The sequence below is a fragment of the Neobacillus niacini NBRC 15566 genome, assembly GCF_001591505.1.
GTDB classification, from domain to species: Bacteria; Bacillota; Bacilli; order Bacillales; family Cytobacillaceae; genus Neobacillus; species Neobacillus niacini.
Window position 1 is genome coordinate 189,972 of record NZ_BCVA01000001.1, and the last position, 24,475, is coordinate 214,446.

The following is a 24,475-nucleotide window of genomic DNA, read 5'->3' on the forward strand; positions in this document are numbered from 1 at the left end:
TTTAGCTAGTTTTCATCACATCATGTAACTCAAGAAACTTCGTATTGAATTGTCCCTCTACGAAACTTTCATGCTCAAGCAATCTTAAATGGAAAGGGATGGTGGTATGAACTCCCTCAATCACAAATTCGCTTAGTGCACGTTTCATTCGTGAGATTGCTTCTTCCCTGCTACTACCATATGTGATAACTTTCGCAATCATGGAATCATAATAAGGTGGAATGGTGTAACCTGGATATGCTGCTGAATCAATCCGAACGCCAAAACCGCCAGGAGGCAAATACATATTAATTTTCCCTGCTGAAGGCATGAAGTTCTTTTCTGGATTCTCGGCATTAATTCGGCACTCAATTGCCCAGCCTGTAAACGTAACGTCCTGTTGATTTAACGTTAATTTCTCTCCAGAAGCAACTCGGATTTGCTCCTTAATTAGATCCACACCTGTGACCAATTCTGTTACAGGGTGCTCCACCTGTATCCTTGTGTTCATTTCCATAAAGTAATATTTCCGATTGCGGTAGTCATATATAAATTCTACCGTTCCTGCACCTGAATAATCAACTGCTTTTGCGGCTTTAACTGCTGCATTTCCCATTTCAGCACGAATTTCTCCATCCAAGGCCGGTGAAGGTGTTTCTTCTAAAAGCTTTTGAAGTCTGCGTTGAATAGAACAGTCTCTCTCTCCAAGATGGATCGTGTTTCCATAGGAGTCTGCAAGTACTTGTATTTCAACATGACGGAAATCCTCGATATACTTTTCTATGTATACTCCTGGATTACCAAAGGCAGTCAATGCCTCCTGCTGTGTAATAGAAATACCTTTAACTAGTTCTTGTTCATTTTTTGCCACGCGGATCCCTTTACCGCCACCGCCAGCAGTTGCTTTGATAATCACTGGATATTCAATTTTACTTACAAGCTCAAGCGCTTCATCAATATCATTAATGATACCAGTTGAACCAGGTACAATCGGAACTCCAGCTTCACGCATTGTTTCCCTTGCAATATCTTTCGTTCCCATTTTCGTGATCGCTTCTGGGCTTGGTCCTACGAAGATAATATTGCATTCACGGCAAAGCTCAGCGAAATCTGCATTTTCAGCTAAAAAACCATAGCCAGGGTGAATCGCATCACAACCTGTTAGTTTTGCTACACTAATGATATTCGTCACATTTAAGTAACTCTCTTTTGATAATTTTGGTCCAATGCAATAGGCTTCATCTGCAAGTTGTACATGCAGCGCTTCACGATCTGCTTCGGAGAAGACGGCTACTGATTCAATACCCATTTCTCTACACGCACGAATAATCCTTACTGCAATTTCTCCTCTATTTGCAATTAACAGTTTCTTTATCATCCTGTTATCGCTCCTTATTCTGGCTTCACTAAAAATAATGGTTGTCCATATTCTACTAATTGTCCGTTCTTCGCAAGAACTTCTACAATTTCACCATTTACTTCAGCTTCAATTTCATTAAATAATTTCATTGCTTCCACAATACATACGATAGAATCCTTTGTCACAACAGAACCCGCTTTTACATAAGCGTCTGCTTCTGGTGTTGGTGAGGCATAAAAAGTCCCAACCATTGGAGAAGTAATTTTGTGTAAATTTGAAGTATCAGCCTGACTTGGAGCATTAGTTACTGCTTCTTCCTGCTTTATTTCTTGTACAGGCGCTTTACTTGTAACTGCTTCTGGCTGCACGACAGGAACTGCCTGAGCCACTGCTGCTTGTGGTACTTGTACAGTGGTAACAGTTGTAGTTCCAAGATTTTTTTTCATTTTAATTTTTGAGCCTTCAATTTCATATACAAATTCATCAATGCTGGATTGGTCCACTAATTTAATTAATTCACGAATTTCTTGTACTTTTAACAATCTAAACACTCCTTGTCCTGCTAGATTAAGACTAACTACTAATACTATACGCTAATATCTTATTAAAGTTCAATATTCTTGTTAAGTGAACAGTAAAAAAAGGAAAGCAGGAGCTCTCCTTATAGGTCTATCGGATTATTTAGTTGGCTGGAATTCAACAGCAACAAAGTTAGTTTCGCCAATTTCTTTCTTAACCATTTGGATAATTGCATTTGCTTCGGATTTAGAAGACTCTTTATTAGACTTTACAATAATTTTAACTGTTGAACCATCTGCTCTAACAAGGGCATCCTCATAATCCATAGCTTTAATTAAAGTTTCAAGCATTTCTTCCTTTTGGGCAATTTCATTTAATTTTTTCATTTGATCCACTGCTTCGCTTCTTTCAGCCGCTGGAAGATCAGTCGTTGCCACAACAGCGTTTAATTGTTCCTTTAATTCGCTGCGTTCATCTTGAAGCTTTAATCGTAGTGCTTCAAATTCTTCATCACCAGCAACTGAAGAAATAACAGTGTCGCCTTCTTTTGCTTCAGTATCAGTTTTCGTTTCTTTTTCCTTTGAATCTGCTTTCTCTTCTTGCTTCACTGCAGCAAGTTCATTGCTTTTTTGTTCCGGAGAAGTAATGTAATAAACGGACAATACAACCACCAAACTTAACATAGTTAACAACCAAACTGTTTGTTTTTTCAATAACATTTTTAATATCCCCCTTTTATTTTTTAGGCATAACGGCAACGCGATGACTTGGTACATCAAGTGATCTTGTTACTGCCTCAATAATATTTTTTTTAATTTGAATATTTCCTGCTCCTTTAGCCACCACTAATACTCCACGAATAGCAGGTTTTTGATATTCAACCACAATGGGTACCTCTTTCTCTCCTTCACGAATAATGACTAATTGCTGGTCCGTGGAGGTATCCTGTACCTTTCGTTCCCCGCCCTCATTGTCTTTTTCTTCCGTTGTCTGAGATTTTGTCACCGTATTTTTCTCGAGAATTTTCTTGTCAGTAGAATCAATGTTCACGACAACCGTTACATCGTCTACACCCAGCATTTCTTCCAGTGCCTTCTTAAGCTGCTTTTCATACTCTTCCTCGTATCCAGAAATACTTTTATTATTTGAGTCCTTCTTAAGGCTAAACGCCTCAACATCAGTAGTTTCTGCTTGGCTCGTGGTTACAGCCTTACTATCAAGCGGAGCTGATTTATCGGAAAATAGTACATTTCCAACAATCATGAATGCAGCACCGATGCACAGCACTAGAATCATATATTGATATTTCCCGGACTTTTTATCGGAAGTCTCACCCTTAGCCATTATGTTTTTCAACCATGAAAATGGTCCTTTATTATTTTCCATTCTACTTATTCATCCCCCCTTCAACCGAGATCTCAATTGCTTTTTCAGTGACATTCCATTGCTGCGAAAGAAATGCGGCGATTTCTTCTGATTCTTCTGTTGGTTCCTTAGATGGAAGAGGTGTTTCGGTAGTAATACTAACTGGTTGTATAGCTTCGACTGTCCTTAAAGATGATTCTGGCTGTTTTAATAGCACGGTAACCATTTCTAGGTTTTCAGGGAATGATTCTTGGCTATCATCCTTGGTTGTAAGATTAATTTTTGCAATTTCCAAACCAAATTGTTCCATCAACTCCTCCTCTACTCCCTTTTCAAGCTGGACAGCCATTGTTTCTAAAATATATGCATGATTGGAGGCTTGTATTTCTTTTTTCTGCATTTCTATTAAATTTTCCATATTTTTTTCTCCAGAATCCTGAAATGTGGGAATCTGAGCCATCACAGTTTCAAAATCCTTAGAGAGTAACTTAAAAATCGGCGTAAGGATGATGGCAATAAGCAGCAGCCCCGTAACCATTTTTGTATATTTTTGTAGATTTGTATTAGGCAGCAGCATATCAATAACCGTTGCTAAAAGAATAAATAGGATGATATTCGTAACCCACTCTATTAAAAACTGCATAACGTTCTCCCCTATCTCATCATCATTGTTAAATTCCCTGCTGCGACAATTACTGTAATACTTAAAAAAAACATGAGAGAGACAATACCTAGCGCTGCAAAAACATAGATAACACTTTTGCTGATGATATCTAAGCATTTAATAACGGGACCCCCGCCTAATGGCTGTAATATCGCAGCTGCAAATTTATAAATAAAGGCGATCATCAATATTTTAAAAGCAGGGAATGCCACGATAATGAGGAGAATAGCAACCCCTGCAATACCCACTGAATTCTTCAATAATCCAGATGCACTTACTACTGTATCAGCTGCGTCAGTGAAGATTCTGCCAATGACAGGAATAAAGTTGCCTGTAACGAATTTTGCTGTACGGATGGCTACACCATCCGTTATGGCAGTAGAAGCACCTTGGACCGATATGACTCCAAGAAAGACCGTCAAGAAAAGCCCCATTAAACCAATGCTCCAGTTTCTTAACAGCTGTGCCAGCTGTGTCACTTTATACTGGTCTGACATCGTACTCACGATACTTAAAAGAGTGGCTAAAAAGAGAAGTGGGAGTATAACAAATTGCATAAACATTCCGCTGATATTCATTAAAAATAAGATAACTGGATGAAAGAAAGCGGCTGAGATTATTCCTCCAGAAGAAGCGATCAAGGCTAACAAAAGCGGAATCAGCGCAAGCACGAATGAAATCATGCTTCCAATAGCCTCATTGGTATATTGTATGACGATATGAAAACTATTAAGGGCAATTATTACTAGGACCATATAGACAATGGAGTAGGCAACTTTACTGACGGTACTGCTCTCAAATGCATTTTGCATCGATTGGAGAAACATACTGAATATCGTTAGCAGGATTAATGAACCTAGCAGTTTACCATTTACAACAAATTCATGAAACAAGAATTTAATGATTCCCTGTGTCCATTCCTTAAAGGAGAATTGCTTGTCCCCCTTTACAAAATCGTACAGACTCCCCTTTTGGCTTTCAGGGAGAAAGCCGCCATATTTAGTTTGAATATCCTCCCAATATTGTTTAAGTTCTGTTAAATCCATAGTTTCAAGCTGTGCATCTACTAATTCCTGCGGGGATAGAGGTGTATGGTTATCCTTCACTTCTTCGTTAGCTTGTACATTTGTTGAAGTAAAAAATAGAAATAATAGAATCATAATGGGAATAATCTGCAGCTTTTGCTTCATCATTTTCACCTCATATTTTCAAAAGGAAATGCCTTTCTAGCTTGGAATCAGCTTAATTATTGTTTCAATCATGACGGTTAAAATTGGAATTGCCATCGCCAGTATCAACACCTTTCCAGCGAGTTCAATTTTTGAAGCCACTGCCCCTTGGCCTGCGTCCTTGGTAATTTGAGATGCAAACTCAGCAATATAGGCAATTCCAATGATTTTTAGTATGGTCTCTACGTAGATCAAATTTACATTTGCATTCACTGCAAGCTTTTCAAGCATATGAATAATTTCATATATTTTATCGACAAGAAACAGAAAAATGCTGCAGCCAACAAATACAATTAACAGGAAGGCGAAATTAGGTTTTTGCTCTTTAATGATTAAAGCAAGGAAGGTTGCAACAAGAGCCACGCCAACTATCTTAATAATTTCAATGGCAAAGCCCTCCTTTCTATTGAAACAAGAAGACAGATTTTATTTTTTGGAAGAGATCGTCAACAATTGACGCGACTTGAAACAAAATGTAAATAAAACCAAAGAGTGTTACCCACTGGGCATATTCCTTTTTCCCAACCTGATCGAGTACCGTATGCAAAAACGCAACCACTATACCTACTCCCGCTATTTTAAAAATAATGTCCACTTCTAAGCCCATTGCTTTTCCCCCTAAATTAATAAAATGATCAGTAATAATCCTGAAAAGAACCCTAAACTCTTTACCATCTTTTCATATTTTGCTTGGCTTTGAATGGCGTCTGCTTCTTCTCTTTCGAGGTGGGAAAGAGTTAGCATAATATGTTTCTGCTGGGAAAAGCGATCGTGCCGACCGAGGGTTTCCCCGAATTGTTTCATAATTTCAAATTCACCTTGTTTAAATGCTGTTTGATTCCAAATCTCCTTTAAGCTGTCTCCCCAAGCGTCTTTAACCGTTGTTTCTGTATCAGTTAATCTCTTTGCAAATCCTTCAAAAAAAGAAGACAATGGCTGAGAAAGTTGTGCAGCCAATCTTCTCGCCGCTTCATGCAAGGGTGTATGACCATACATAATTTCTGCTTCAAGTGATTGCAGGGCAGATTTTAACTGCCTGAGCTGCCTCGGGCGCTCGCTTAAATGTTTGGCAGCTTCAAACCCCGTCCAAGTGGTAGCGAGTATAATAAAAATGGCGCCAATTATCTTAACCATTTACATCACTCTCACTTTTTGACTCAGTTCTTTTCCGCTTCCATCCAAAATATGTGTAATGGTTCCTGGTCCTTGTGATCTGCTGAGTACAATAAATCGTTGAAATATGTTCTGCTCAATAATGGATTTTAATGAAGGTCTGTTCTTTACCTCATCTAAGCTTGCTCCATGTGTGGTCATAATTAGTTTGATGCCTGCGTGGACAGCTTCTTGAATCGCATCTGCGTCCTCAATTCGACCAATTTCATCGACAACTAACACATCCGGACTCATGGAACGAATCATCATCATCATCCCCTCTGCTTTTGGGCAGGCATCTAACACATCTAGACGATGACCGAACGACATTTGCGGAATGCCATTAACACACCCGGCAATTTCTGAACGTTCATCCACGATCCCTACCTTATATGCGTGGATTCCTCTTTCATGATTTCCGGTTGAAATGATTCTGGCAATATCACGTAAAAGTGTCGTTTTCCCTGTTTGGGGAGGACCGACAATCATTGTATGCATCCAGGAATCATTGAATATAAAGGGAGTAATCGTCTCTGCTATTCCTAACTTCTCTTTGGCAATCCGGATATTAAAAGAAGCAATATCCCTTAATGCTTTTACCTTTCCTTCTTCAAGAATCACCTTTCCTGCAAGTCCAATCCGATGACCTCCTGAAACAGTTATATACCCTCGCTTCAACTCTTCCTCAAGCGTATAGATGGAGAATTGGCTGATTTTATTCATTAGATGGAACGCATCTTCTTGCTGAATGATGTACGAGAGAAATCTCGGAGCTCCTTTCATCGTGATTTCTATAGGTCGTCCGATGCGAATCCGGATTTCTTCCAATTCTGCTTTTTGATTAGGAGGGATTTTACTGATTAGATCGGCAATGTTTTTTGGTAAGAATTTTATGATCGTTTCCACATTTTTTCCTCCTTTGTTGCTTGTCTCATTATTTAAAATGTATGCCCTTTGATAAGCATTATGACTTTGAAAATTTCAATTCTTTTAAAATACTCTTATATTCTATTTTTTTGAGAGGGTTACTAGAACCAGGAATACTTCATGTGGCTCAGCGTATTTTATTTAGTAAAGGATTTTTTATAAGGGGGGAAAGACCATGAAGATTCAGAACCCTGGATACCTTATTACCGAGAGCCAACAGAACAACATAATAAAAGTAAGAGGGGAAGGAGAAATCGCCGTTCAGCCAGATACAGTCTCTGTTAATCTCGGTATTGTGACTGATAGTAAAGAATTAATTGACGCACAGCAGCAGAATTCAATGGCTGCAAACAAGATAATTGATACTCTCATTAGGTCGGGGATTATTAAAAATCACATACAGACCTTTGATTATCGAATTGAACCAGAATACGACTATAATCAAGGAACACAAATATTTCGTGGATATAAAATTACACATATTTTGCAGGTGAAGATAGAGGACTTAACGAATATTGGTAAAGTTGTTGATACTGCTGTTCAAAACGGCGCCAACTATGTTGCTAATGTTCAATTTACAACTAGTCACAAAGAATATTATTATCAACATGCTCTTACAATCGCTTTAAACAATGCCAACAACAAAGCGAGGACCATAGCCAATACCCTAAGGGTGACTCTCAATCCGACCCCCATACTCGTGATAGAAAACGGCGACATAATCCAGCCCTATGAAAGCCAGCAACTTACATTTGCTAAAATCACGAGCAATACACAAATTCAACCAGGACAACTGATCGTCAAAGCAAGTGTATCAGCAGAATTTAAATATCTTTCCATTGGTGGATAAAAAAAGGATTGAATCACTCGAAAAGTGATTCAATCCTCTTTTATCATTATTGGTCATACTTTTTTACCATTGCATATAATTGAGCAGAAGTAACAGGACCATTGTAATGCTCTCTTATGACTCCTTTTCTATCAATGATAAAGGTTTCTGGCTGGCCGGTAACATTATACTTTTTGGCAACTTTAGAATTGTAGTCAAATACATAAACAGCAGGTGTATTATATTTTTTTAAGAATTTTTTAACTCGTTCCTTTGTTTCACCCTTGTTAATCATGATTAATCGGTATTGATCACCATAATCTTTTGCGAATGCTTCTAGCTCTGGAGCTTCATCCACACACGGTTTACACCATGAAGCAAAATAATTCAGGATGATAATTTCACCTTTGTAATCAGAAAGCTTCGTATTTGTTCCTTCTAAGTTTGGCAGTTCGAAATTATAGGCTTGATCCCCTACATCAGTATTGTCACCTTTGCTAGCCAAACTATATCCAAAAAATCCAAACATTCCAATTAATAGAAACAACACGAGTAAGTTAATGACTCGTCTGCTCATTCTGCTTCCTCCTGACAGAAATAAGTAGTTTTATAGAAATGGCCTGTTCTGTGTTAACAGGCCATTTTCTACTTCTACCTATCTAATTGTTTTAAAAACTCAATATCTTTTTTAAGACTATTATGACGTTTTCCAATCAGAAGCATGTAACCAAAAATAATTACCCAAACGACTGAATATGCTGCGTACATGAATCCCATGATTAATTCCTCCTAGTTTTCTAATCTTTCTCGTAATTTTTCTTTGTAGTGACCCACTTTTATTCTCATATTTTCAAATGATACTCCCTTATGAAGAATATATGCATAAAGGAAGGTAAATGCAGTAATCGTAACCAACAAAGCAACAAGCATACTAGGTGCTATCCCTCCGCCTTGTTGAGATGGTCCCTCTCCAAAAACAATTGGATGGAATTTTGATTGCCACCAGCGAATCGCAAAAAATACAATTGGAACATCTGCAAACCCTATAATTCCGAATACTGCAGCAAGTCTTGCTTTTTTATCCCAAACGCCATCCATCTGGCGAACCATTAGATAAGCCATAAAGAGGAAAAAGAGAATCAATGTTGTAGTTAACCGTGGTTCCCATGCCCACCATGTATTCCAAGAAGATTTCGCCCAGATTGGACCTGTAGTTAGAACGATAGCTGTAAACACTACCCCTATTTCTGCCGATACATAGGCATAGGTGTCAAAAATTCGTTTACGCTTTACTAAAAACAAGATACTGAAGACAAATGTTACAAAGAATGCTAAAAATGCTACCCAGGCTGAGGGAACATGCATATAAAATATCTTTTGTACCGCACCCATTGTTTTTTCAATTTCGGCATACATGAAAATAAAGTAGAATGCCGCTAACATTGAAACTACCATACCACCATATAATAGTTTGGTTATCACAGAACTTCTAACGGGGGCCAAATCTACCATTGGAAGTTGCGCCTTTTCTCTTTCAAGATTCATACTCATCTCTTAAACCTCCAGAACATACTCAATTAATAAAAAACATAGAACAAAGAAAATTACATCATAGGCAGTTACCAATTGCAGCCAGGCAATGGCAGTCGGTAATTTCTCCATATTCGTTAGTATGATTTTTGTTGCTTGCGTAACACCAATCAAGACAGGACTGGTCATTGGGAATAGCAAAAGCGGTAATAACATTTCACTACTCTTCGAATTGGAAGCAAGTGCTGCCAAAAATGTTCCAATCGCAATGAATCCAAAACTACCGACAAATAATACTAAAATGAAATAGAGAATGCTGCCGGTGATTTTAAAATCAAATAAGAGAAAGAGAAAAGGAATGGATACAAGCTCTACAACTAATATCATTGAAAAGTTTGCCAGGAATTTACCTAAGTAAATGCTAGAAGCATCCATAGGTGCAACCAGCAGACCATGCATCGTATCATTTCGCTGCTCTGATACTAATGAGCGATTTAGTCCTAATATTCCTGAAAATACTATGATAATCCAGACAGCACCGGGAATAACTGCTTTTGTAGTATTATTTGCTGGATCGAAAGCAAAGCTTAGTACTAAGATGACTAATCCTGCAAAAATAATCATGGTTCCCAAAACTTGCTTTGTTCTTAATTCTGAATAGATATCTTTTTTTGCGATAGTGAGGGCTGTTCTTAACATCAAGAAACCCCCTCTACTAGTACCTGATATTTTTCAGAAACTAAATTTAGTGATTTATTATTTATTTTAAAATCATCCGCAATCTTGCCATTTTTCACGATAATAATTCGATCACAAATTGCAGCAGCTTGCTTGAAATCATGGGTTACCATTAATGTGGTACATCCTTTTTCTTTCATAGAAAGGATGACATTATTTAATATGGAAATGGCACCTTGATCCAACCCGGTATGTGGTTCGTCTAGCAGCATAATTTTGGGTTCATGAATGATGGCTCTTGCAATCGCTATCCTTTGAATCATTCCGCGCGAAAAATTCTTTACAGGTTCATTAATAAAGAATGATAAGCCTACCTCATTTACAAGATTCCTTGCTCTCTTTTCGACATCCTTGACACCATATAAGTCACCAAAAAAAACTAAGTTTTCTAATGGCGTGTAGTGATCATATAACAAGCTGGAATGAGGCAAGTAACCAAACAATTTCTTTACTTCAATATGATCCTTTATTAAATCCAATCCGTTAATCTTCACAAGGCCAGATGTAGGCTTGATTAATGTTGCGAGTACTTTAAGCAGTGTACTTTTTCCTGCACCATTTGGACCAAGTATTGCAACTGTTTCGCCTTGAGTAATGGATAGGTCAATACCTCGCAGGATTAACTTATTGTCGGCTTGCTTCGTAAGCTTTTTTATTTCAATCATCAAGTATCCCTCGCATTCCGACTGTTACTCTACAAATTGGCGTAAATTTATTTTCACTTGCACTAAATGCTGTTTGTATGCAGCCAATTTAGCTTGATAGTCCTCTTCTGTCATATTTCCATCACCGAAGTTTTCTTCTAATTCAATAATTTTATCCAAAATTGCTTTTTGCTTCGCCATAAGATTTTTAAAAGCTGATTCTTCTTTATCTGCTCCAAGCCTCTTTTCTTCCGCCATTGCCTTCATCCTGAAATAGGCAAAATAGGACAATGCTGCAATAATAATTGCACCTATAACAATTAAGAAAACATGTGGATCCCAGCTGTGTAATGGTGATTGTGACCACATTCGAAGGTGGCCGGGATTATGGAAGGCTGGTGCTGTTTTCGTTACATTCCCTTTTGTTGCACTTGCTCCTTGATCTGTGGACGCTTGTGTTTCACTAGGTGATGGTTGTTTCTCTTTGTCATAAACCATGGTAAAGGATTGTTGGGCTTGAATGCCTTCAACACTGTACCCTTGATAATTCTGATCATCCATTTTGAACAGACCTTGATTTGTTGCTGTAACATTCTTAAATTCAATGCTTCCCATTCCCTCTGGAACAAGAATTTGCATCATTTGAACAGGGTAGTCAAAGCTTAAATTAATTTCTTTGCCTTTTGCGATTCTATAGCTATATGGTAAAACTACTGTCTGATTTGCTGGAATAGGATCGGTAGTGATAAATCCCGTATCCACCTGCTTTTGAGCCATTTTGTTATCTAAAAAGGTAAATCCTATTGCTCCTGTTGGGATAGTGACATTCAAAACTGCTTCACCTGTGCCGTCACCTTTAAATTCCTCTGCTGTTGTATTGGTGTAATTCACCATGTTCATCATATTGGTTGAACCATCTTCTGCAGGGCTAACGACGAGGTAATGCATATCAACAGATATCGCTGATTCTGCAGCTGCCATTCCGTGGATAGGAATAAGCAGCAGCAGCCCGAGGAGGAAAAAGGTGATTTTTTTTATCACTTTCCTTCCCCCTTTTTATTTTGATAACACTTCATTGAAGCCTCGATTTCACTTTCTATTTCAGCCATTAAATCCTTGTCAACAGCCAGAGATGTCATTTGCTCTTCTTCATCCTTCATTATGCTGACAACTTGTACTTCATATTGTTTCTTCAGATTTTTATAATCTGCGTGGGAGATTTTATCCATTTTGTATTCAAACTCTAGTTCATTTAGAGTGGATAAAAGCATTTCTTTGTTTGAGGCAGTATCCTGACCCAAGTTTGCGAAACTTAAATATGAATCCCAAGAAAAGAAAGGAGCTAGAACGAGAAATAAACAAATGAGCACAAGCGCAGCTGTGAATATCATTGAAATGATCGAAATTTCTTGCATTATGTTCACATCCTAAAGGTACTTTTTGCGTTCTTCTTCAATCATTGATGAGAGGATTTCATCTTCCACTTCATCCTTATCACTTTCGTTGTCTGGAGTCTGTACTTCTGTTTCTTTTTTCTTCACCCATTTACGAATGATGAAGAATATCGCCACCCCTGCAAGTATTAAAACTACAAAAGGCATTACCCAAGCAACTAAACTGAATCCACTTTTTTCTGGGGCAGTTAAAATTTCTTCACCATAAATATTAACGTAGTATTCACGAATTTTTTCCTTATTCCAGCCCTTGTTCATCATTTCAACAATGTCTTCCTTAAAGCCAACAGTGAGATTACAAGTCTTAGGGTCACATTCAAAATGATCTTGACCACAGCCGCATGTACACATGAATTGTGAAGCTACTGCTTCAAATTCCTTAGATTTATAGTCAAACTCTTTCGCTTGTACTTGGATGATAGAAGCCTGAAAAATAAATGCAATCAAAAGGAGTCCAATATAAATTTTACGTTTCATATTAAGATACCTCTTTGCGTACTCCTGTGTACCGTGGAGTAATATTTTGATATTTTCCATTCCAAACAGCAAATAGGGAGCCAATAACAATCATGAAGGATCCAATCCAAAGCCAAGTAATCATCGGGTTAATTTTTACAATAAAAGTGGCCTTTCCATCGTCTTCCCAATCACTCAAAACAACGTATAAGTCTTCTTTTAATGATGAGATTAAACCAACTTCTGATGAAGGCTGATCCCAGTTTCCGTAAAATACTTTTTCAGGCATAATACTTCCAATTCGTTTACCATTCTTAAACACCGTCATTTCCGCATAAACGATGTCATTAATACCTTCTCTCTTTTGATCAAGGCGTTCGTAGTTAATTCGATAATCCTTCAGCTCAATGGAATCACCTAAATTCACTGTCTTCATCGTTTGTACGTCATAGTTTTGTGAGCCGATAATTCCCATTGCGATAAACGCAATACCGATATGAACAATATACCCACCATATCTCCGACGGTTTTTGGTCATTAAGCGATATAGGGATAGATACACTTTTTCATTTGTCATTTTTCTCCGTGCTTTGACACCACGGTAAAACTCAAGAAAGTGTGTGATAAATAGTAGCACGATAACGCCGAATCCAATTACAGCCCAGGCTTTTTGTATACCAAGTACGACCATTAAAGCCATTGCAACAACTGCAAGGATTGCTGGTATTAAGAAATTTTTCTTTAAATTCTTTAAGGATGATCTTTGCCATGCAAGTAATGGACATACAGCCATTACAAACATCATTGATAATAAAATTGGCGCTTGAACCGTATTAAAAAATGGCATACCTACTGTTACTTTTGTACCACGAACCGCTTCTGAAACTAACGGGAAAACTGTTCCCCAGAATACACCAAACGCTGCTCCCACCAACAATAGATTATTAATTAAGAAGCTGCTTTCCTTTGATATATAAGAATTGAATTCTCCTGCGCTTCGCTTTAAGAGACTGTAACGACTCATTAACACATAGAGGGCTCCAATTACAGCTACACCCATGAAAATAAGGAAATATAATCCTAGGTTTGAATTAGCAAATGCATGAACGGAGGTTAGGACACCGCTTCGAACAAGGAACGTTCCGAACAATGTTAAGGCATAAGAAGTAATGATTAAGCTTATATTCCAAATCTTCAACATGTTTTTTCGTTCCTGAATCATGACGGAGTGCAAGAACGCAGTTGCCGTTAACCAAGGCATAAAGGACGCATTTTCAACTGGATCCCAAGCCCAGTAACCACCCCAGCCTAGCTCAACATAAGCCCATTGACCGCCAAAAATATTTCCGAGACTCAAAAACAACCAAGCTATTATCGTCCAGCGTCTAGTCATTTTAATCCAGAAATCATCAACATTTTTCAATATAAGTGCTGCCATGGCAAACGCAAATGGGATAGCTAGTCCTACATAACCCAGGTAAAGCGTAACTGGATGGATAATCATGCCTGGATTTTGCAGCATTGGGTTTAATCCATGACCTTCAATTGGAACTTGGTCTAGCAGGACGAATGGTTTTGCAACAAACCCTAGTATTAAAAAGAAGAATACGATATTTCCTAATAGAATAGCGGAAATATAAGGGACCATCGGATTTCCTCTCATTTTTCTTGAGAAAGCAATCATTACAGTGTAAAGAACTAAGAAGAAAGTCCACAATAACAAGGATCCTGAGTTTCCAGCCCATAATGCTGTAAGCTTATATATGATTGGCAGCTCACTGCTCGTATAATCAGTAACATATTCATATTGAAATTGAGAGGTTGCTAGTAAGTAGAATAAAGAAAGCATAGCCATTGAAGCACAAACTAAGATTGCAATTACTCCACCTTTACCACTATTAATTAATTTTTGATTCTTGGTACTAATCCCCAATGTGATGATGAGGAGTGAGTAGATTGCAAGCGCTAAGCCCACATAAATTGTTGCGTTAGCAAATAAGTACATATCGTCACCTTCTTATTATTTTGCCGTATCTGGTTCTGTTGGTGGCTGATCTAATAATTTTTTGTGTGCCTCAGGATCATAGTTTTCAACATCTTCACCCTCATATTTTGAAGGACATCTTGTTTTAACCGTTTCTGCAACAAACGTATCTTTCTTAGTAGGTGCACCTTGGAGGATAGTAATAACACCTTCAGAGAAGTTATCTGGTCTAGTTCCATTATGAATAACATGCATTATGTTACCTTCGTTATCTTTTACATCAAACTTCAACTCAATTTTATCTGGATTCCATTTAATAGATTCTTCAATTAGTAGACCTTCAACCGTTACAAAGTCGTCTTTATGCTTTTCTTGGTTAGTCAAAAGCTCCTTCATGGTTAATTCAATACCACTTGATCCTGGTGTGGCTGCCATAAGCAAGAATACAATAGCTCCGGCAATAATAAATCCACCTAACATTACAATCGTGTTCTTTTTCAACCCATTCACCCCATTAAATTAATTTTTTCATTTCCTCATCATATGTTTCTTGATCAATTTTTCCATTTAGGAGTTTCTTACGTAATTCTTTTTTGTCGTCATCACTGATAGCTTTAATTTCCTTTTTTACCGTCTGCTTTTTTGGGTGGTGTTTTGGTGCTTTGGAACTAGATGTTTTAGGTGCAGAATATGATTTTCCTTTTAATCCCAAGTAAACAAACAAACCAGCAATGACGATTGCTATACCAATTACGATAGCACCGCCAATACCAATAATTGGTCGATCACCTGCTGATCGCCCGGTTCCAGTTCCACCTGAGCCCCCGGAAATTTGATCTGTGGCAGTTCCATTAACACTAGCGTGGTTTTCATCATTAGGCGGTTGTTTCTCATTAATAGCATCTAAGGTTGATTTAAAACCATCCTTTTGATAGGAGAAAGTATATTTATAGCTTTCACCAGCTTTTACATTTTTGTATTGATAGTAGAATAGCTCTTCATCATATTCACTTTTTGTATTGTTTGGTGCCTTAGGCTCTAAGGTAATCTCTTTTGCCTCCATTGGGGCATAAAAGATTACGTCCAGTGTTCCAATCTCAGTTGGGTTGCTATATTCGTATGTAAAACTTCTTTTGTCCTTTACTTCTACAGCACTGGTATAGTACTCCACTACAAATCGATACGTTTCATTATTCTTAATTGCTTTAGAAGGTTTCCATGATATGATTCCCTTTTCCTTATCAACATCGAATGGTCGTTGCACTTCTGGCTTATTGTCTTCAGGAAATTCAGCAACTAAGTAAGCTTGGAAGCCTATTTCACCAGCGGGAACAGCTATTTCAACTTTGCCGTCAAAATCCTGGCCACTTTTGTTTGTAAAGGTTCCGTATTGTCCTATAAGTAATGATGGTGTGTCTTTTGGCCAATTTTCAGGGTAGTCAAACTCTGGCATTACTTGGATTTGCATCTCAGTATACGGAAACTTTTCTGGCTGAAAGGTTGTTTCGGCATATGCATTTGGAACGATAAAACTAACGATAAATGACGTGATAACAATTAAAGCCAACAACTTATTTTTAAGCATATTGATCCTCCTTGAGCTCCTATAAAAAACTATTTTTCACTATAGCCCTCTTTGAAATAAATATAATATTTATCATCTATGTATAGCTGATACACTTTTGAACATTTTGTAAAAGGAGGTCAAACGTTACGTTTTCGTCAATAATTCACCACAAAATGTTCACATTTACTTTTAGCTCATAGAGATTTCCGTGTTTTTTTTGTATTCCATCTAGTACTATAAACCCTAACCTATATACCTAGTTGACTTGAAAATGAACGTTTTGTTAAATCCGCACCAATTTCACTTTTTCATTGAATATTTTCTGGGATCGAACAATACGAAAAACCCTGAATCCGAAGATTCAGGGTTTTATATTTAATGAATTTCCTGTGTACACACATGGATGTCATTGTTCTCTTGTAATGACCCCAATTTAACTTGGTGACATTCTAACCTGCAGTAACCTAGAGTACATTTCCTCATTCAGGCAAAGTATTTCATTAACATAAACATTAAACCGCTAAAAAAAACTATGATTCCAAAGAAAATAGCAATTCCATGGGATGTATTTCTCTTTTGAAGTTTTTTGTACTCTTTAAATGAAATTTCTCCCTTTGCAAATTTTACACCAATAGGATTCGGTTCGACAAAATAAACAGTACCTTCTTGATCTTCTAAGACAACTTGAGAAATAAGCGCTGATTCAGAAGGCGACCCAAGATTGTTACCTCCTGAATAAACTACTTTAATAAATTTGTATATTGAATCTTTCTTTATCTTTTCATTCATCTCGTAAGCTTGTTGTTCGATAAAATTATTTGAAGAACACAAATTCATCACCTCAATTTTGTAGATTAAAGGTGAAACATTTTCCTATAACCTAATAATTTTCCCTAGACCAACTTTTATTTAAATTATATGATAATCTTCTTATTTTGACTACAACAAACAAATCATTATTTAAAATAAAACCACAATTATAAAAAAGAAGAACCGCAGTAGTTCCTCTTCATTCTTAATGGCTGAATTCTATCTATTTAGAAATTTGTATAATAATTAATTAAACTCTGTGACTCATAGGCAGGGAGAATAAGTAAATATTCGTAACTGCAAGTGCAATCATAAGAATATAATACGGCAGCATAGTAATAAACAACTATAGAATAGTTTAAAGTTTCATTAAATCAACAAGAAATTTCCACTCTTTTTGCGAATTTCTGATATATGATGAAGATATTAAAAGAAAGGAGCTGTCAGAATATGAAAAAATGGGCTGTAGGAATATTAAGCTCTGCTTTAATTCTTGGGGCAGGAACAGTTGTATTTGCAGCAGGAACCAACAACTCTGGAGAAGGTAATACCTTTGAAAAGGTGCTTCCATTTATGCAAGAAATGCATCCAAATTCCTCAAATGAAGATTTGCAAGAAATGTACAACGCATGCCATAACGATGCGGGAATGATGGAAGGAACGAATCAAGAGGGAATGAAAAGTGAAAGTATGATGAACCGATTTTAATGTATAAACTTCCCTAGCTAACTATAAAAGTAGGAAAAATGTCTAATGGTGTTAGCACTATACCCTAAATGCATATCATACGTGAAAGGAACCCCTGCTTTTCAACAGCAGGGGTTATCACATGTCTTCTTAATTAATACTATTCTTATTAAACAATGAAAAGTAAAAGAACCTTGAGACCAATTTATTGGTTTCAAGGTTCAAGATAGTTATTATTAGTATTTTCTTTTGGTTTAAGTATGCGAATATAACTAACAATATCTGTTATTTCATCTTGTTTAAGCTGTCTTACTCCGTCAAGACCTTTTAATGTTGGAGCCATCCTTGTATCCTCACGTCCGTAAGCAGTAGCAATCCAAATTTGCTTGTCCGTGGTATATTTCAAGTATTGAGGATTTGAAAGAGCAGTCCCCATTTTCACTTTACCTGCACCAGCTTCACCATGACAATTAATGCAATAAACGTTATAGAGTTTTTCGCCGTTAACAACATCACCGGAAATGGTCTTTGGAACATCGAACTCGATTTCCTTAGACTGCCAATTCCTTACAAAGGCAACAACATTTTTTAAATCCTCATCCGACAATCTTGGACCGTAGCTTGGCATTGCTGTACCTTCTCTGCCAAATTTAACACTATTAAAAATATCCTTGTCACTTACAGTATTTAAATAGTTTTGATTATTTATAGCGGTACCAGCATTTTTTCCTTCACCCTTACCACTTTCGCCATGACAAATCAGACATTGCTTGTTATAAATCTTCTCACCTACAGCAATCGCCGCAGCATTTTTACTGCTAAAAATATCACTATTTACAATACTAATAATTATCCCAATTATAATGATAATGTAGAGACCATACAAAACTTTTTTCATACGTTATCCCTTACTTAGGTTCTGGCGTTGGAGTTGGCTCTCCATAATCCTGATATTTTGTTGTGATTAAGTCATATATTTTCTGTGGGCTTTTGCCGCTAAGATTCATTTCTACCGCCTCCCGGGCGATATCTATACAAACGTCTCAGGCTATACCCATTGAATCCCATTGTTGAACAGCATTTCCTTCTCCAAATTGATCAATAAAGCAATCTAGATTGCTCTTATGGCCATCAGAAGCAAAACAGCCGCAATAACAAGGAACACCTGCGACTACTTCCGGATAGTTCGATACCATTGCATACGTTTCTTGAACTAAATCAGAAGAATTTAAAACATAATCCGGAAATGGCTCATGCTTTTTATCTAGTGTTACATTCATATCTTTGGCACTGCTGCAGGCTGCTAATAGCAGAGCGATAGCTGTGCAGAGAAACAAGAGAGATAGAAGTTTTTTCATTATCTGTGTCACCCCTTTGCAACTATTATGTAATTCTATCTTTATTTTAGCAAAAACCTCTCCTTGCAATAGGAAGCAATTATTACTATTTAGTGAAGTTTTCACAATATGTGTGATAATAAACAATATAAATAGAAAAACCTTAGGCCGGGTATTTACGGCCTAAGGTTTTTATTACGCGCGGGACACGTAAGAAGCTTCTGTTGTGTTAATAATTAATTTATCACCTTGATTGACGAAGAATGGAACTTGAACATTAAGTCCAGTTTCAAGAGTAGCTGACTTGGTACCGCCTGAAGAAGTGTCACCTTTAATTCCTGGCTCTGTTTCAGTAACTTCTAGTACAACTGTATTTGGCAATTCCACACCAAGTGTTTCATGACCGTACATCATGATATGAACTTCCATGTTTTCTTTTAAAAACTTTAATTCATATTCAATATTGTTTGCAGGAAGTTCTACTTGTTCGTAGGATTCCATGTCCATGAATACATGCTGATCACCGCTTGCATATAGATATTGCATTTTACGGTTATCAATTTGTGCTTTTTCAACTTTTTCACCAGCACGGAATGTTTTCTCTTGGATTGCTCCATTACGAAGATTACGAAGCTTCGAACGAACAAATGCTGCGCCTTTCCCTGGTTTTACGTGTTGGAAATCAAGAACGCGCCAAAGCCCGCCATCCACTTCAATTGTTAGACCTGTTTTAAAGTCATTAACAGAAATACTCATTGTTTTATCCTCCTATGTCTATTACAAAATAATAAGTTCTTTTGTAGAATGAGTAAAAGCTTCGTTATGGTCCTTTGTAATGAGAGTATCATCTTCAATCCGAACCCCGCCAAGTCCTGGCAAGTAGATACCTGGCTCTACCGTTACAATCATGCCTGGTTCAAGAACAAGATCCGAACGGAAAGAAAGAGCCGGCCCTTCATGGACCTCAAGTCCAATTCCGTGACCAGTAGAATGCCCAAAATAATCTCCATAACCTTTTTCCGTTATGTAATCTCTTGTAAGTGCATCTGCTTCTTTTCCTGTCATTCCAGGTTTAATACCCGCCATTCCCCTCAATTGGGCTTCTAGAACGATGTCATATATTTCTTTAAGCTTTGCCTCAGGTTCACCTACTGCCACTGTTCTAGTGATATCTGATACATAGCCGTCATAATAAGCACCAAAGTCTAAGGTTACAAAATCTCCTTTTTCAATCACCTTATCACTTGCAACTCCATGTGGAAGAGCAGAGCGATATCCAGAGGCAACAATGATATCGAAGGAAGAAGAAGTTGCGCCTGCCTTTCTCATAAAGAACTCCAATTCATTGGATACTTCAAGCTCCGTTTTTCCTGGTTGAATAAAATCCAATATATGCTTAAACGCAGCATCAGCAATATCTGCAGCTACCTTTAATATCTTAATCTCTGCTTGTGTCTTAATCAAGCGTAATTTTTCAATAACACCTGAAACAGGAACAAGTTCTGCTTCGAGTTCTTTTTCATAAGCTTTATAAGTGGAAAATGTTAAATGATCTTCTTCAAAACCAAGCTTTTTTATACCTAGGTTTTTAGCTTGCTTCGCTACTTCTTCCACAAGCGTTCCAGTCATTTTGACAACTTCATACCCTTCGCATTGGTTTGAAGCCTGTTCAACATATCGGAAATCAGTAATAAATTGCGCCTTGGAAGCACTAATGAGTACTACCCCAGCTGAACCAGTAAAGTTTGTCATATATCGACGGTTAAATTGACTTGTAATTAAAAAACCATCAATGCCGTGTGTAGAAAAACTTGATCTTAATTTATCTATCTTTTCCATCGTCTCCCACTCCCCGTATGTAATCCAGTAACAAATTAATTTCTTATTGTACTAATATCAAAAATTATTTTATCACACCTTAGTCTATAAAGACTAATAATGCGTTAAGAGGCTGTCTCATTTTCTTCCATATGATTAATTGTAAATTCATAGTTAATTGAATAGCCAATAAATAATCCATAGACCAGATATAAGCATATAGTAGTAATAACTGTATTGCGACTTAACTCTAAAAATGGTTTTATCCCTGGAAAGATTGGATTTAATACCAAGTACACCAACAAAAAAAGTATAATACCATATCCTAAGCCTAGCCATATTCCGTTAAACTTTTTTAAGGCCAGAGAATATACAAATGCTGCACCAACAGAAAGAATCCCAAGTAAAATAATTGAAATGACAGTTCCTAGCCATTCATTTTTCCAGTTCCCCAACGCCCATGGTCCTAATATTACATTTGGACGAATTTCAGTGAAATTTAAGTAGTATGCTAAAAAACCGATTGTCCCCCAAAATAGACCTCCAAATAATCCTGTCCAGAATACTACGGCAGTAAAAGACATTGGTTTTGGATAATTTGATTTTTTCGAACTATTAGCCATAATAATCTACCCCCTTAAAATCTGTTTTTTCACTTGAAAAATCTTCATACAGCAGATTTCCATTATATTATGCCCTTTCATTGCCTTTCACTTGCATTAATTAAACATTTTAATTGGAAATCTTATGTCATCCTAGAGGTTTTTTCATGATTGAAGTAGAATAAAATTAAGTACATATTAATTTTCCAAAGTATGAAAAAAGTGGTCCATATCTCCGGTCTTACTCCTATAGAACTATCGGAGAGTGCATCAAATAAATATTAAAAATAGAAAAAATGTCTAAACATTATTATTTATGTGTTTAAAAAATTAAGAAAATGCTTATGATGCTTTTAGGGAGGTGGCTTTCTTGAAAAATCGGATTTCCGTTCCTTTGGTTGGCAGTGTTATTGTGTTAGGGATAATTGGCATTATTGGAACCTTTGCAGATGATCCTATCGGTTTTCTGAAGAATATCGCAGTGTTCGCATTAGTTGGTTTAGCCATTTATTTTGTTTTTAGGTTAATGCGCAGATCCACTCCTAGAAATAAAGAGCAGCAGGCCTTTATCAAAGCAGCTAAGAAGTCTAAAAAACGATTGCAGACTAAAGGTGGCGAACAGTCAACAAAAAGTACATCTTTGGGTTCACTTACTTCTTTAAAGAAAAGCAAGACTAAAAAGAAATCCCCAGTTCACTTAACAGTCATCGATGGCAAAAAAGGCAAAAAGAAAAATCGAGCGTCATTATAAACGCTCGACTTTTTTATTTGCTCCTTAGTAACACCAAGACTTAAAAAACTTTTTGGCAGCTTCTCTGCCTAATTCAAACAATTCCTGTTTCTTTTCATCTGTCAGATGGAACTCTATTGATAATGCCCCCTCAGAAGGTACAAAAATGATGTTTTGGGCATGTTTTCTAGATACATACCGCGAATCATGTGCATCCTTCATCGTTTCAAACAGTGCACCAAATAACTGAATGGCATTTTTGATTTTATGTTTTTCATGCTCGTATTCATCTGCGCTTAATTTAATTCCGATTACCGGCCTTACCTTTTGAATATTTTCCCGGTCAAATAGCCACATTGGGAAATTGCTTAATACTCCGCCATCAACAATCACATTTACTCCATCCATCGATTTTAATTTAACAGGCTCAAAAAAATATGGAATACTGCAGCTCATTCTTACAGCTTTTGCGATTGAAAATGACTCAGGAGGAATACCATATCTAACTAAATCATCCGGCAGGACCATCAGTCTGCCATTGGAGAGGTCGGAAGCAATTATTCTTAAGTTCTGCGGCGGCAAATCCGAGAATGTTCTTACACCTTTTGCTGCTAATTTTTCTTCAAGCCACTTTTCCAGCTCATTCCCTTTATATAAACCCAACTTCCAATAAACAAAAAGCCATTTAGCCAGTGGAAAAGGAATAATCATTTTTCGGGCATCGAGAAACTTAGTTAGATCCAGATCATCAAGAACTTGTTCGATCTCATGACTTCCATATCCTGCTGCAATTAAAGCGGCGACAATCGACCCAGCACTCGTTCCAGCAACTCGCTCGAATTGAAAACCTCTTCTTTCAATTTCTTGAATTGCGCCAATTAGGGCAAATCCTTTAATTCCTCCTCCAGAAAAAACACCGTCTATTTTCATGGCAGCCACTCCTAAAGGTGTACTCATTGTTACATCTTTAAGCGGTTTTTCACCAAAATAGTACGGTGTACAAGCAAAAAATTTTTTTAAGTGAAATATTCTATCTTTGCATTTGGAAAATATTCGTCTATGTAACCGCGAATGGTCGTTTCTAATTCATTCGCTTCCTCTGTTGGATAGACATATTTGCCGATTCCATAGCGGCCCCACTTATATTTTCGCTTTTCCTCATCCATTTCAAGCTTTGTTTTTGGATACCTTTTTGCTATCACGTTTTTTGCTGGCTTTGTAAAACGGTGTTGGATAAGTTCAAATGTCAATTCAGGAATTTCTATGCCTGCTAACTCGTCACTTAAACGTTCAAATAGCTCTCGATAGCCTTCCTTCCAATCTTCATGTAAATAAATAGGTGCGACAATAAATCCTAAAGGATATTTAGCCTTTGCAACCTTTCTTGCAGCTGCCAGTCGATCTTCAAAGGAAGAGGTCCCTGGCTCAAAGTTCTTTATTACATAACGAGAATTAACACTAAAACGAAATCTTGTTCTTCCATTGTGATTGGCATCGAGAAGATGATCGACATGATGGAATTTTGTTACAAATCTCAACAAACCAAACTCAGATTGTCCGATAAATTCGATTGTTTTCTTAAGTGAATGTGTCAAATGATCCAGGCCAACAATGTCCGAGGTACAAGCGGCTTCAAAGCGTGTAAACTCCGGCTTCCGCTCATCCATGTATTTTTGTGCCTGTTCAAAGATATCCTCTAGGTTTACATAGGTTCGGATATAAGGTTTGCTGCCAAGTGTCGTTTGCAAATAGCAATAATGACAATGGCCCATACAGCCAGTGGCCAAAGGAATAGCATATTCTGCAGAGGGCTTTGAGGTATCAAATTTCAACGTCTTTCTGATACCAACCACAAGAGTTGATTTTGCATTTCTATATTTTTGGAGTTCATTCTCTCCAGGTAAATCACGGATTTGGTTATGGGAAGTAGTCTCACGAATTTCAAGATTCAATTTCTCGAATTTCTCTTTTAGTTCCCTTCCAAGAGGATATTCTAATGCTTTTGGTTCAAAGTAGACTAATTGTGGCATAAAAGGTTCCAAATTGTTTTCCTCTTTTCAATCTTTTTTTATAGTATGAGCAATTTTTAATTAT

At 37.1% G+C, this 24,475-nt stretch carries 32 protein-coding genes; 3 read left to right on the forward strand and 29 right to left on the reverse strand.

The window, feature by feature from the left end:
- Position 1: 1 nt before the first annotated feature.
- From accC to spoIIIAA, 10 genes are all read right to left on the reverse strand, one after another.
- Entirely contained in the window at positions 2-1,357 is a 1,356-nt protein-coding gene (gene accC, locus BANA01_RS01000; RefSeq protein ID WP_063251257.1) for an acetyl-CoA carboxylase biotin carboxylase subunit, read from the reverse strand.
- 14 nt (positions 1,358-1,371) lie between these two features.
- Positions 1,372-1,881 carry an acetyl-CoA carboxylase biotin carboxyl carrier protein gene (gene accB / locus BANA01_RS01005; protein ID WP_063251258.1) on the reverse strand — a complete coding sequence of 170 codons (510 nt, stop codon included), beginning with the start codon at positions 1,879-1,881 and terminating at the stop codon, positions 1,372-1,374.
- 135 nt (positions 1,882-2,016) lie between these two features.
- Complete coding sequence (locus tag BANA01_RS01010; protein ID WP_063251259.1) at positions 2,017-2,577, reverse strand: SpoIIIAH-like family protein; 561 nt, start codon at positions 2,575-2,577, stop codon at positions 2,017-2,019.
- Positions 2,578-2,593: 16 nt separating this feature from the next.
- Entirely contained in the window at positions 2,594-3,244 is a 651-nt protein-coding gene (gene spoIIIAG / locus BANA01_RS01015) for a stage III sporulation protein AG (RefSeq protein WP_063251260.1), read from the reverse strand.
- A 1-nt stretch (position 3,245) separates the two neighbouring features.
- A complete protein-coding gene (gene spoIIIAF / locus BANA01_RS01020; protein ID WP_063251261.1) occupies positions 3,246-3,866 on the reverse strand; it encodes a stage III sporulation protein AF in 621 nt (206 codons plus the stop codon).
- Positions 3,867-3,877: 11 nt separating this feature from the next.
- Positions 3,878-5,077: a stage III sporulation protein AE gene (gene spoIIIAE, locus BANA01_RS01025; protein ID WP_063251262.1), complete on the reverse strand. Its 1,200-nt coding sequence runs from the start codon at positions 5,075-5,077 to the stop codon at positions 3,878-3,880.
- Positions 5,078-5,113: 36 nt separating this feature from the next.
- On the reverse strand, positions 5,114-5,503 hold the full coding sequence (gene spoIIIAD / locus BANA01_RS01030) for a stage III sporulation protein AD (protein WP_174524393.1): 390 nt from the start codon (positions 5,501-5,503) through the stop codon (positions 5,114-5,116).
- Between the two features lie 16 nt (positions 5,504-5,519).
- Complete coding sequence (gene spoIIIAC / locus BANA01_RS01035) at positions 5,520-5,723, reverse strand: stage III sporulation protein AC (RefSeq protein ID WP_007084610.1); 204 nt, start codon at positions 5,721-5,723, stop codon at positions 5,520-5,522.
- 11 nt (positions 5,724-5,734) lie between these two features.
- Positions 5,735-6,250, reverse strand: coding sequence for a stage III sporulation protein SpoIIIAB (gene spoIIIAB, locus BANA01_RS01040; protein ID WP_063251264.1), 516 nt, complete (start codon positions 6,248-6,250; stop codon positions 5,735-5,737).
- Positions 6,251-7,174, reverse strand: coding sequence for a stage III sporulation protein AA (spoIIIAA, locus tag BANA01_RS01045; RefSeq protein WP_063251265.1), 924 nt, complete (start codon positions 7,172-7,174; stop codon positions 6,251-6,253).
- 196 nt (positions 7,175-7,370) lie between these two features.
- Here spoIIIAA and BANA01_RS01050 point away from each other — a divergent pair, with 196 nt between their 5' ends.
- Positions 7,371-8,045, forward strand: coding sequence for an SIMPL domain-containing protein (locus BANA01_RS01050; protein ID WP_063251266.1), 675 nt, complete (start codon positions 7,371-7,373; stop codon positions 8,043-8,045).
- 46 nt (positions 8,046-8,091) lie between these two features.
- On the opposite strand, the gene BANA01_RS01055 is transcribed toward BANA01_RS01050, so the two are convergent.
- The 12 genes from BANA01_RS01055 to BANA01_RS01105 all read right to left on the reverse strand — a co-directional run bounded on the left by BANA01_RS01055 (position 8,092) and on the right by BANA01_RS01105 (position 17,186).
- Positions 8,092-8,601, reverse strand: a complete 510-nt coding sequence (locus BANA01_RS01055; RefSeq protein ID WP_063251267.1) for a TlpA family protein disulfide reductase — start codon at positions 8,599-8,601, stop codon at positions 8,092-8,094.
- A 74-nt stretch (positions 8,602-8,675) separates the two neighbouring features.
- A complete protein-coding gene (locus BANA01_RS28920; protein ID WP_082799345.1) occupies positions 8,676-8,801 on the reverse strand; it encodes a CcmD family protein in 126 nt (41 codons plus the stop codon).
- A gap of 12 nt (positions 8,802-8,813) precedes the next feature.
- On the reverse strand, positions 8,814-9,575 hold the full coding sequence (locus BANA01_RS01060) for a cytochrome c biogenesis protein (RefSeq protein WP_082799346.1): 762 nt from the start codon (positions 9,573-9,575) through the stop codon (positions 8,814-8,816).
- Positions 9,576-9,578: 3 nt separating this feature from the next.
- Positions 9,579-10,253 (reverse strand): heme exporter protein CcmB, encoded by a 675-nt coding sequence (locus tag BANA01_RS01065; RefSeq protein ID WP_063251268.1) that lies wholly within the window; start codon positions 10,251-10,253, stop codon positions 9,579-9,581.
- Positions 10,253-10,957, reverse strand: a complete 705-nt coding sequence (locus BANA01_RS01070) for an ABC transporter ATP-binding protein (protein ID WP_063251269.1) — start codon at positions 10,955-10,957, stop codon at positions 10,253-10,255. The genes BANA01_RS01065 and BANA01_RS01070 overlap by 1 nt, the downstream gene beginning before the upstream one ends.
- Positions 10,958-10,981: 24 nt before the next feature.
- Positions 10,982-11,977, reverse strand: a complete 996-nt coding sequence (locus BANA01_RS01075) for a hypothetical protein (RefSeq protein WP_063251270.1) — start codon at positions 11,975-11,977, stop codon at positions 10,982-10,984.
- Complete coding sequence (locus BANA01_RS01080) at positions 11,974-12,351, reverse strand: hypothetical protein (RefSeq protein WP_063251271.1); 378 nt, start codon at positions 12,349-12,351, stop codon at positions 11,974-11,976. Before BANA01_RS01080 ends, BANA01_RS01075 begins: the two co-directional genes overlap by 4 nt.
- Positions 12,352-12,363: 12 nt before the next feature.
- The gene (locus BANA01_RS01085) at positions 12,364-12,867 is read right to left on the reverse strand and encodes a cytochrome c-type biogenesis protein (protein ID WP_063251272.1); all 504 of its coding nucleotides are present in this window, start codon (positions 12,865-12,867) and stop codon (positions 12,364-12,366) included.
- A 1-nt stretch (position 12,868) separates the two neighbouring features.
- Positions 12,869-14,851 carry a heme lyase CcmF/NrfE family subunit gene (locus BANA01_RS01090; RefSeq protein WP_063251273.1) on the reverse strand — a complete coding sequence of 661 codons (1,983 nt, stop codon included), beginning with the start codon at positions 14,849-14,851 and terminating at the stop codon, positions 12,869-12,871.
- Positions 14,852-14,866: 15 nt separating this feature from the next.
- A complete protein-coding gene (locus BANA01_RS01095; protein WP_063251274.1) occupies positions 14,867-15,331 on the reverse strand; it encodes a cytochrome c maturation protein CcmE in 465 nt (154 codons plus the stop codon).
- Between the two features lie 13 nt (positions 15,332-15,344).
- The gene (locus BANA01_RS01100) at positions 15,345-16,415 is read right to left on the reverse strand and encodes a hypothetical protein (protein ID WP_063251275.1); all 1,071 of its coding nucleotides are present in this window, start codon (positions 16,413-16,415) and stop codon (positions 15,345-15,347) included.
- Between the two features lie 465 nt (positions 16,416-16,880).
- The gene (locus tag BANA01_RS01105) at positions 16,881-17,186 is read right to left on the reverse strand and encodes a hypothetical protein (protein WP_169803632.1); all 306 of its coding nucleotides are present in this window, start codon (positions 17,184-17,186) and stop codon (positions 16,881-16,883) included.
- Between the two features lie 471 nt (positions 17,187-17,657).
- Between BANA01_RS01105 and BANA01_RS01110 the strand changes: the two genes are divergently transcribed.
- Positions 17,658-17,915, forward strand: coding sequence for a hypothetical protein (locus tag BANA01_RS01110; RefSeq protein ID WP_063251277.1), 258 nt, complete (start codon positions 17,658-17,660; stop codon positions 17,913-17,915).
- Positions 17,916-18,108: 193 nt separating this feature from the next.
- Here the strand turns inward: BANA01_RS01110 and BANA01_RS01115 are convergent, their stop codons facing one another.
- From BANA01_RS01115 to BANA01_RS01135, 5 genes are all read right to left on the reverse strand, one after another.
- On the reverse strand, positions 18,109-18,792 hold the full coding sequence (locus BANA01_RS01115) for a c-type cytochrome (protein WP_063251278.1): 684 nt from the start codon (positions 18,790-18,792) through the stop codon (positions 18,109-18,111).
- A 10-nt stretch (positions 18,793-18,802) separates the two neighbouring features.
- Positions 18,803-19,252, reverse strand: a complete 450-nt coding sequence (locus BANA01_RS30740; RefSeq protein ID WP_369689635.1) for a PCYCGC motif-containing (lipo)protein — start codon at positions 19,250-19,252, stop codon at positions 18,803-18,805.
- A gap of 174 nt (positions 19,253-19,426) precedes the next feature.
- Complete coding sequence (efp, locus tag BANA01_RS01125; protein WP_063251280.1) at positions 19,427-19,987, reverse strand: elongation factor P; 561 nt, start codon at positions 19,985-19,987, stop codon at positions 19,427-19,429.
- A gap of 21 nt (positions 19,988-20,008) precedes the next feature.
- On the reverse strand, positions 20,009-21,070 hold the full coding sequence (locus BANA01_RS01130) for a M24 family metallopeptidase (protein WP_063251281.1): 1,062 nt from the start codon (positions 21,068-21,070) through the stop codon (positions 20,009-20,011).
- Between the two features lie 104 nt (positions 21,071-21,174).
- Positions 21,175-21,672, reverse strand: a complete 498-nt coding sequence (locus BANA01_RS01135; protein ID WP_063251282.1) for a YqhR family membrane protein — start codon at positions 21,670-21,672, stop codon at positions 21,175-21,177.
- 340 nt (positions 21,673-22,012) lie between these two features.
- Here BANA01_RS01135 and BANA01_RS01140 point away from each other — a divergent pair, with 340 nt between their 5' ends.
- Positions 22,013-22,402, forward strand: coding sequence for an SA1362 family protein (locus BANA01_RS01140; protein WP_305802695.1), 390 nt, complete (start codon positions 22,013-22,015; stop codon positions 22,400-22,402).
- 24 nt (positions 22,403-22,426) lie between these two features.
- On the opposite strand, the gene BANA01_RS01145 is transcribed toward BANA01_RS01140, so the two are convergent.
- Complete coding sequence (locus BANA01_RS01145) at positions 22,427-23,311, reverse strand: patatin-like phospholipase family protein (RefSeq protein WP_063251284.1); 885 nt, start codon at positions 23,309-23,311, stop codon at positions 22,427-22,429.
- 86 nt (positions 23,312-23,397) lie between these two features.
- Positions 23,398-24,423 carry a spore photoproduct lyase gene (gene splB, locus BANA01_RS01150; RefSeq protein ID WP_063251285.1) on the reverse strand — a complete coding sequence of 342 codons (1,026 nt, stop codon included), beginning with the start codon at positions 24,421-24,423 and terminating at the stop codon, positions 23,398-23,400.
- Positions 24,424-24,475: the final 52 nt, after the last annotated feature.

What these genes read in the sequence shown, in the direction of transcription:
- BANA01_RS01070 (WP_063251269.1), bottom strand. Translation starts at nt 10,957, where the DNA reads ATGATTGAAATAAAAAAGCTTACGAAGCAAGCCGACAATAAGTTAATC.
- BANA01_RS01050 (WP_063251266.1), top strand. Translation starts at nt 7,371, where the DNA reads ATGAAGATTCAGAACCCTGGATACCTTATTACCGAGAGCCAACAGAAC.
- BANA01_RS01055 (WP_063251267.1), bottom strand. Translation starts at nt 8,601, where the DNA reads ATGAGCAGACGAGTCATTAACTTACTCGTGTTGTTTCTATTAATTGGA.
- BANA01_RS01110 (WP_063251277.1), top strand. Translation starts at nt 17,658, where the DNA reads ATGAAAAAATGGGCTGTAGGAATATTAAGCTCTGCTTTAATTCTTGGG.
- BANA01_RS01090 (WP_063251273.1), bottom strand. Translation starts at nt 14,851, where the DNA reads ATGTACTTATTTGCTAACGCAACAATTTATGTGGGCTTAGCGCTTGCA.
- spoIIIAC (WP_007084610.1), bottom strand. Translation starts at nt 5,723, where the DNA reads ATGGGCTTAGAAGTGGACATTATTTTTAAAATAGCGGGAGTAGGTATA.
- spoIIIAF (WP_063251261.1), bottom strand. Translation starts at nt 3,866, where the DNA reads ATGCAGTTTTTAATAGAGTGGGTTACGAATATCATCCTATTTATTCTT.
- BANA01_RS01065 (WP_063251268.1), bottom strand. Translation starts at nt 10,253, where the DNA reads ATGTTAAGAACAGCCCTCACTATCGCAAAAAAAGATATCTATTCAGAA.
- spoIIIAB (WP_063251264.1), bottom strand. Translation starts at nt 6,250, where the DNA reads ATGGTTAAGATAATTGGCGCCATTTTTATTATACTCGCTACCACTTGG.
- BANA01_RS01080 (WP_063251271.1), bottom strand. Translation starts at nt 12,351, where the DNA reads ATGCAAGAAATTTCGATCATTTCAATGATATTCACAGCTGCGCTTGTG.
- BANA01_RS01145 (WP_063251284.1), bottom strand. Translation starts at nt 23,311, where the DNA reads ATGAAAATAGACGGTGTTTTTTCTGGAGGAGGAATTAAAGGATTTGCC.
- efp (WP_063251280.1), bottom strand. Translation starts at nt 19,987, where the DNA reads ATGAGTATTTCTGTTAATGACTTTAAAACAGGTCTAACAATTGAAGTG.
- BANA01_RS01130 (WP_063251281.1), bottom strand. Translation starts at nt 21,070, where the DNA reads ATGGAAAAGATAGATAAATTAAGATCAAGTTTTTCTACACACGGCATT.
- spoIIIAG (WP_063251260.1), bottom strand. Translation starts at nt 3,244, where the DNA reads ATGGAAAATAATAAAGGACCATTTTCATGGTTGAAAAACATAATGGCT.
- BANA01_RS01105 (WP_169803632.1), bottom strand. Translation starts at nt 17,186, where the DNA reads ATGAATGAAAAGATAAAGAAAGATTCAATATACAAATTTATTAAAGTA.
- BANA01_RS01010 (WP_063251259.1), bottom strand. Translation starts at nt 2,577, where the DNA reads ATGTTATTGAAAAAACAAACAGTTTGGTTGTTAACTATGTTAAGTTTG.
- BANA01_RS28920 (WP_082799345.1), bottom strand. Translation starts at nt 8,801, where the DNA reads ATGGGATTCATGTACGCAGCATATTCAGTCGTTTGGGTAATTATTTTT.
- BANA01_RS01085 (WP_063251272.1), bottom strand. Translation starts at nt 12,867, where the DNA reads ATGAAACGTAAAATTTATATTGGACTCCTTTTGATTGCATTTATTTTT.
- BANA01_RS01100 (WP_063251275.1), bottom strand. Translation starts at nt 16,415, where the DNA reads ATGCTTAAAAATAAGTTGTTGGCTTTAATTGTTATCACGTCATTTATC.
- BANA01_RS01060 (WP_082799346.1), bottom strand. Translation starts at nt 9,575, where the DNA reads ATGAGTATGAATCTTGAAAGAGAAAAGGCGCAACTTCCAATGGTAGAT.
- accC (WP_063251257.1), bottom strand. Translation starts at nt 1,357, where the DNA reads ATGATAAAGAAACTGTTAATTGCAAATAGAGGAGAAATTGCAGTAAGG.
- BANA01_RS01135 (WP_063251282.1), bottom strand. Translation starts at nt 21,672, where the DNA reads ATGGCTAATAGTTCGAAAAAATCAAATTATCCAAAACCAATGTCTTTT.
- spoIIIAE (WP_063251262.1), bottom strand. Translation starts at nt 5,077, where the DNA reads ATGAAGCAAAAGCTGCAGATTATTCCCATTATGATTCTATTATTTCTA.
- BANA01_RS01115 (WP_063251278.1), bottom strand. Translation starts at nt 18,792, where the DNA reads ATGAAAAAAGTTTTGTATGGTCTCTACATTATCATTATAATTGGGATA.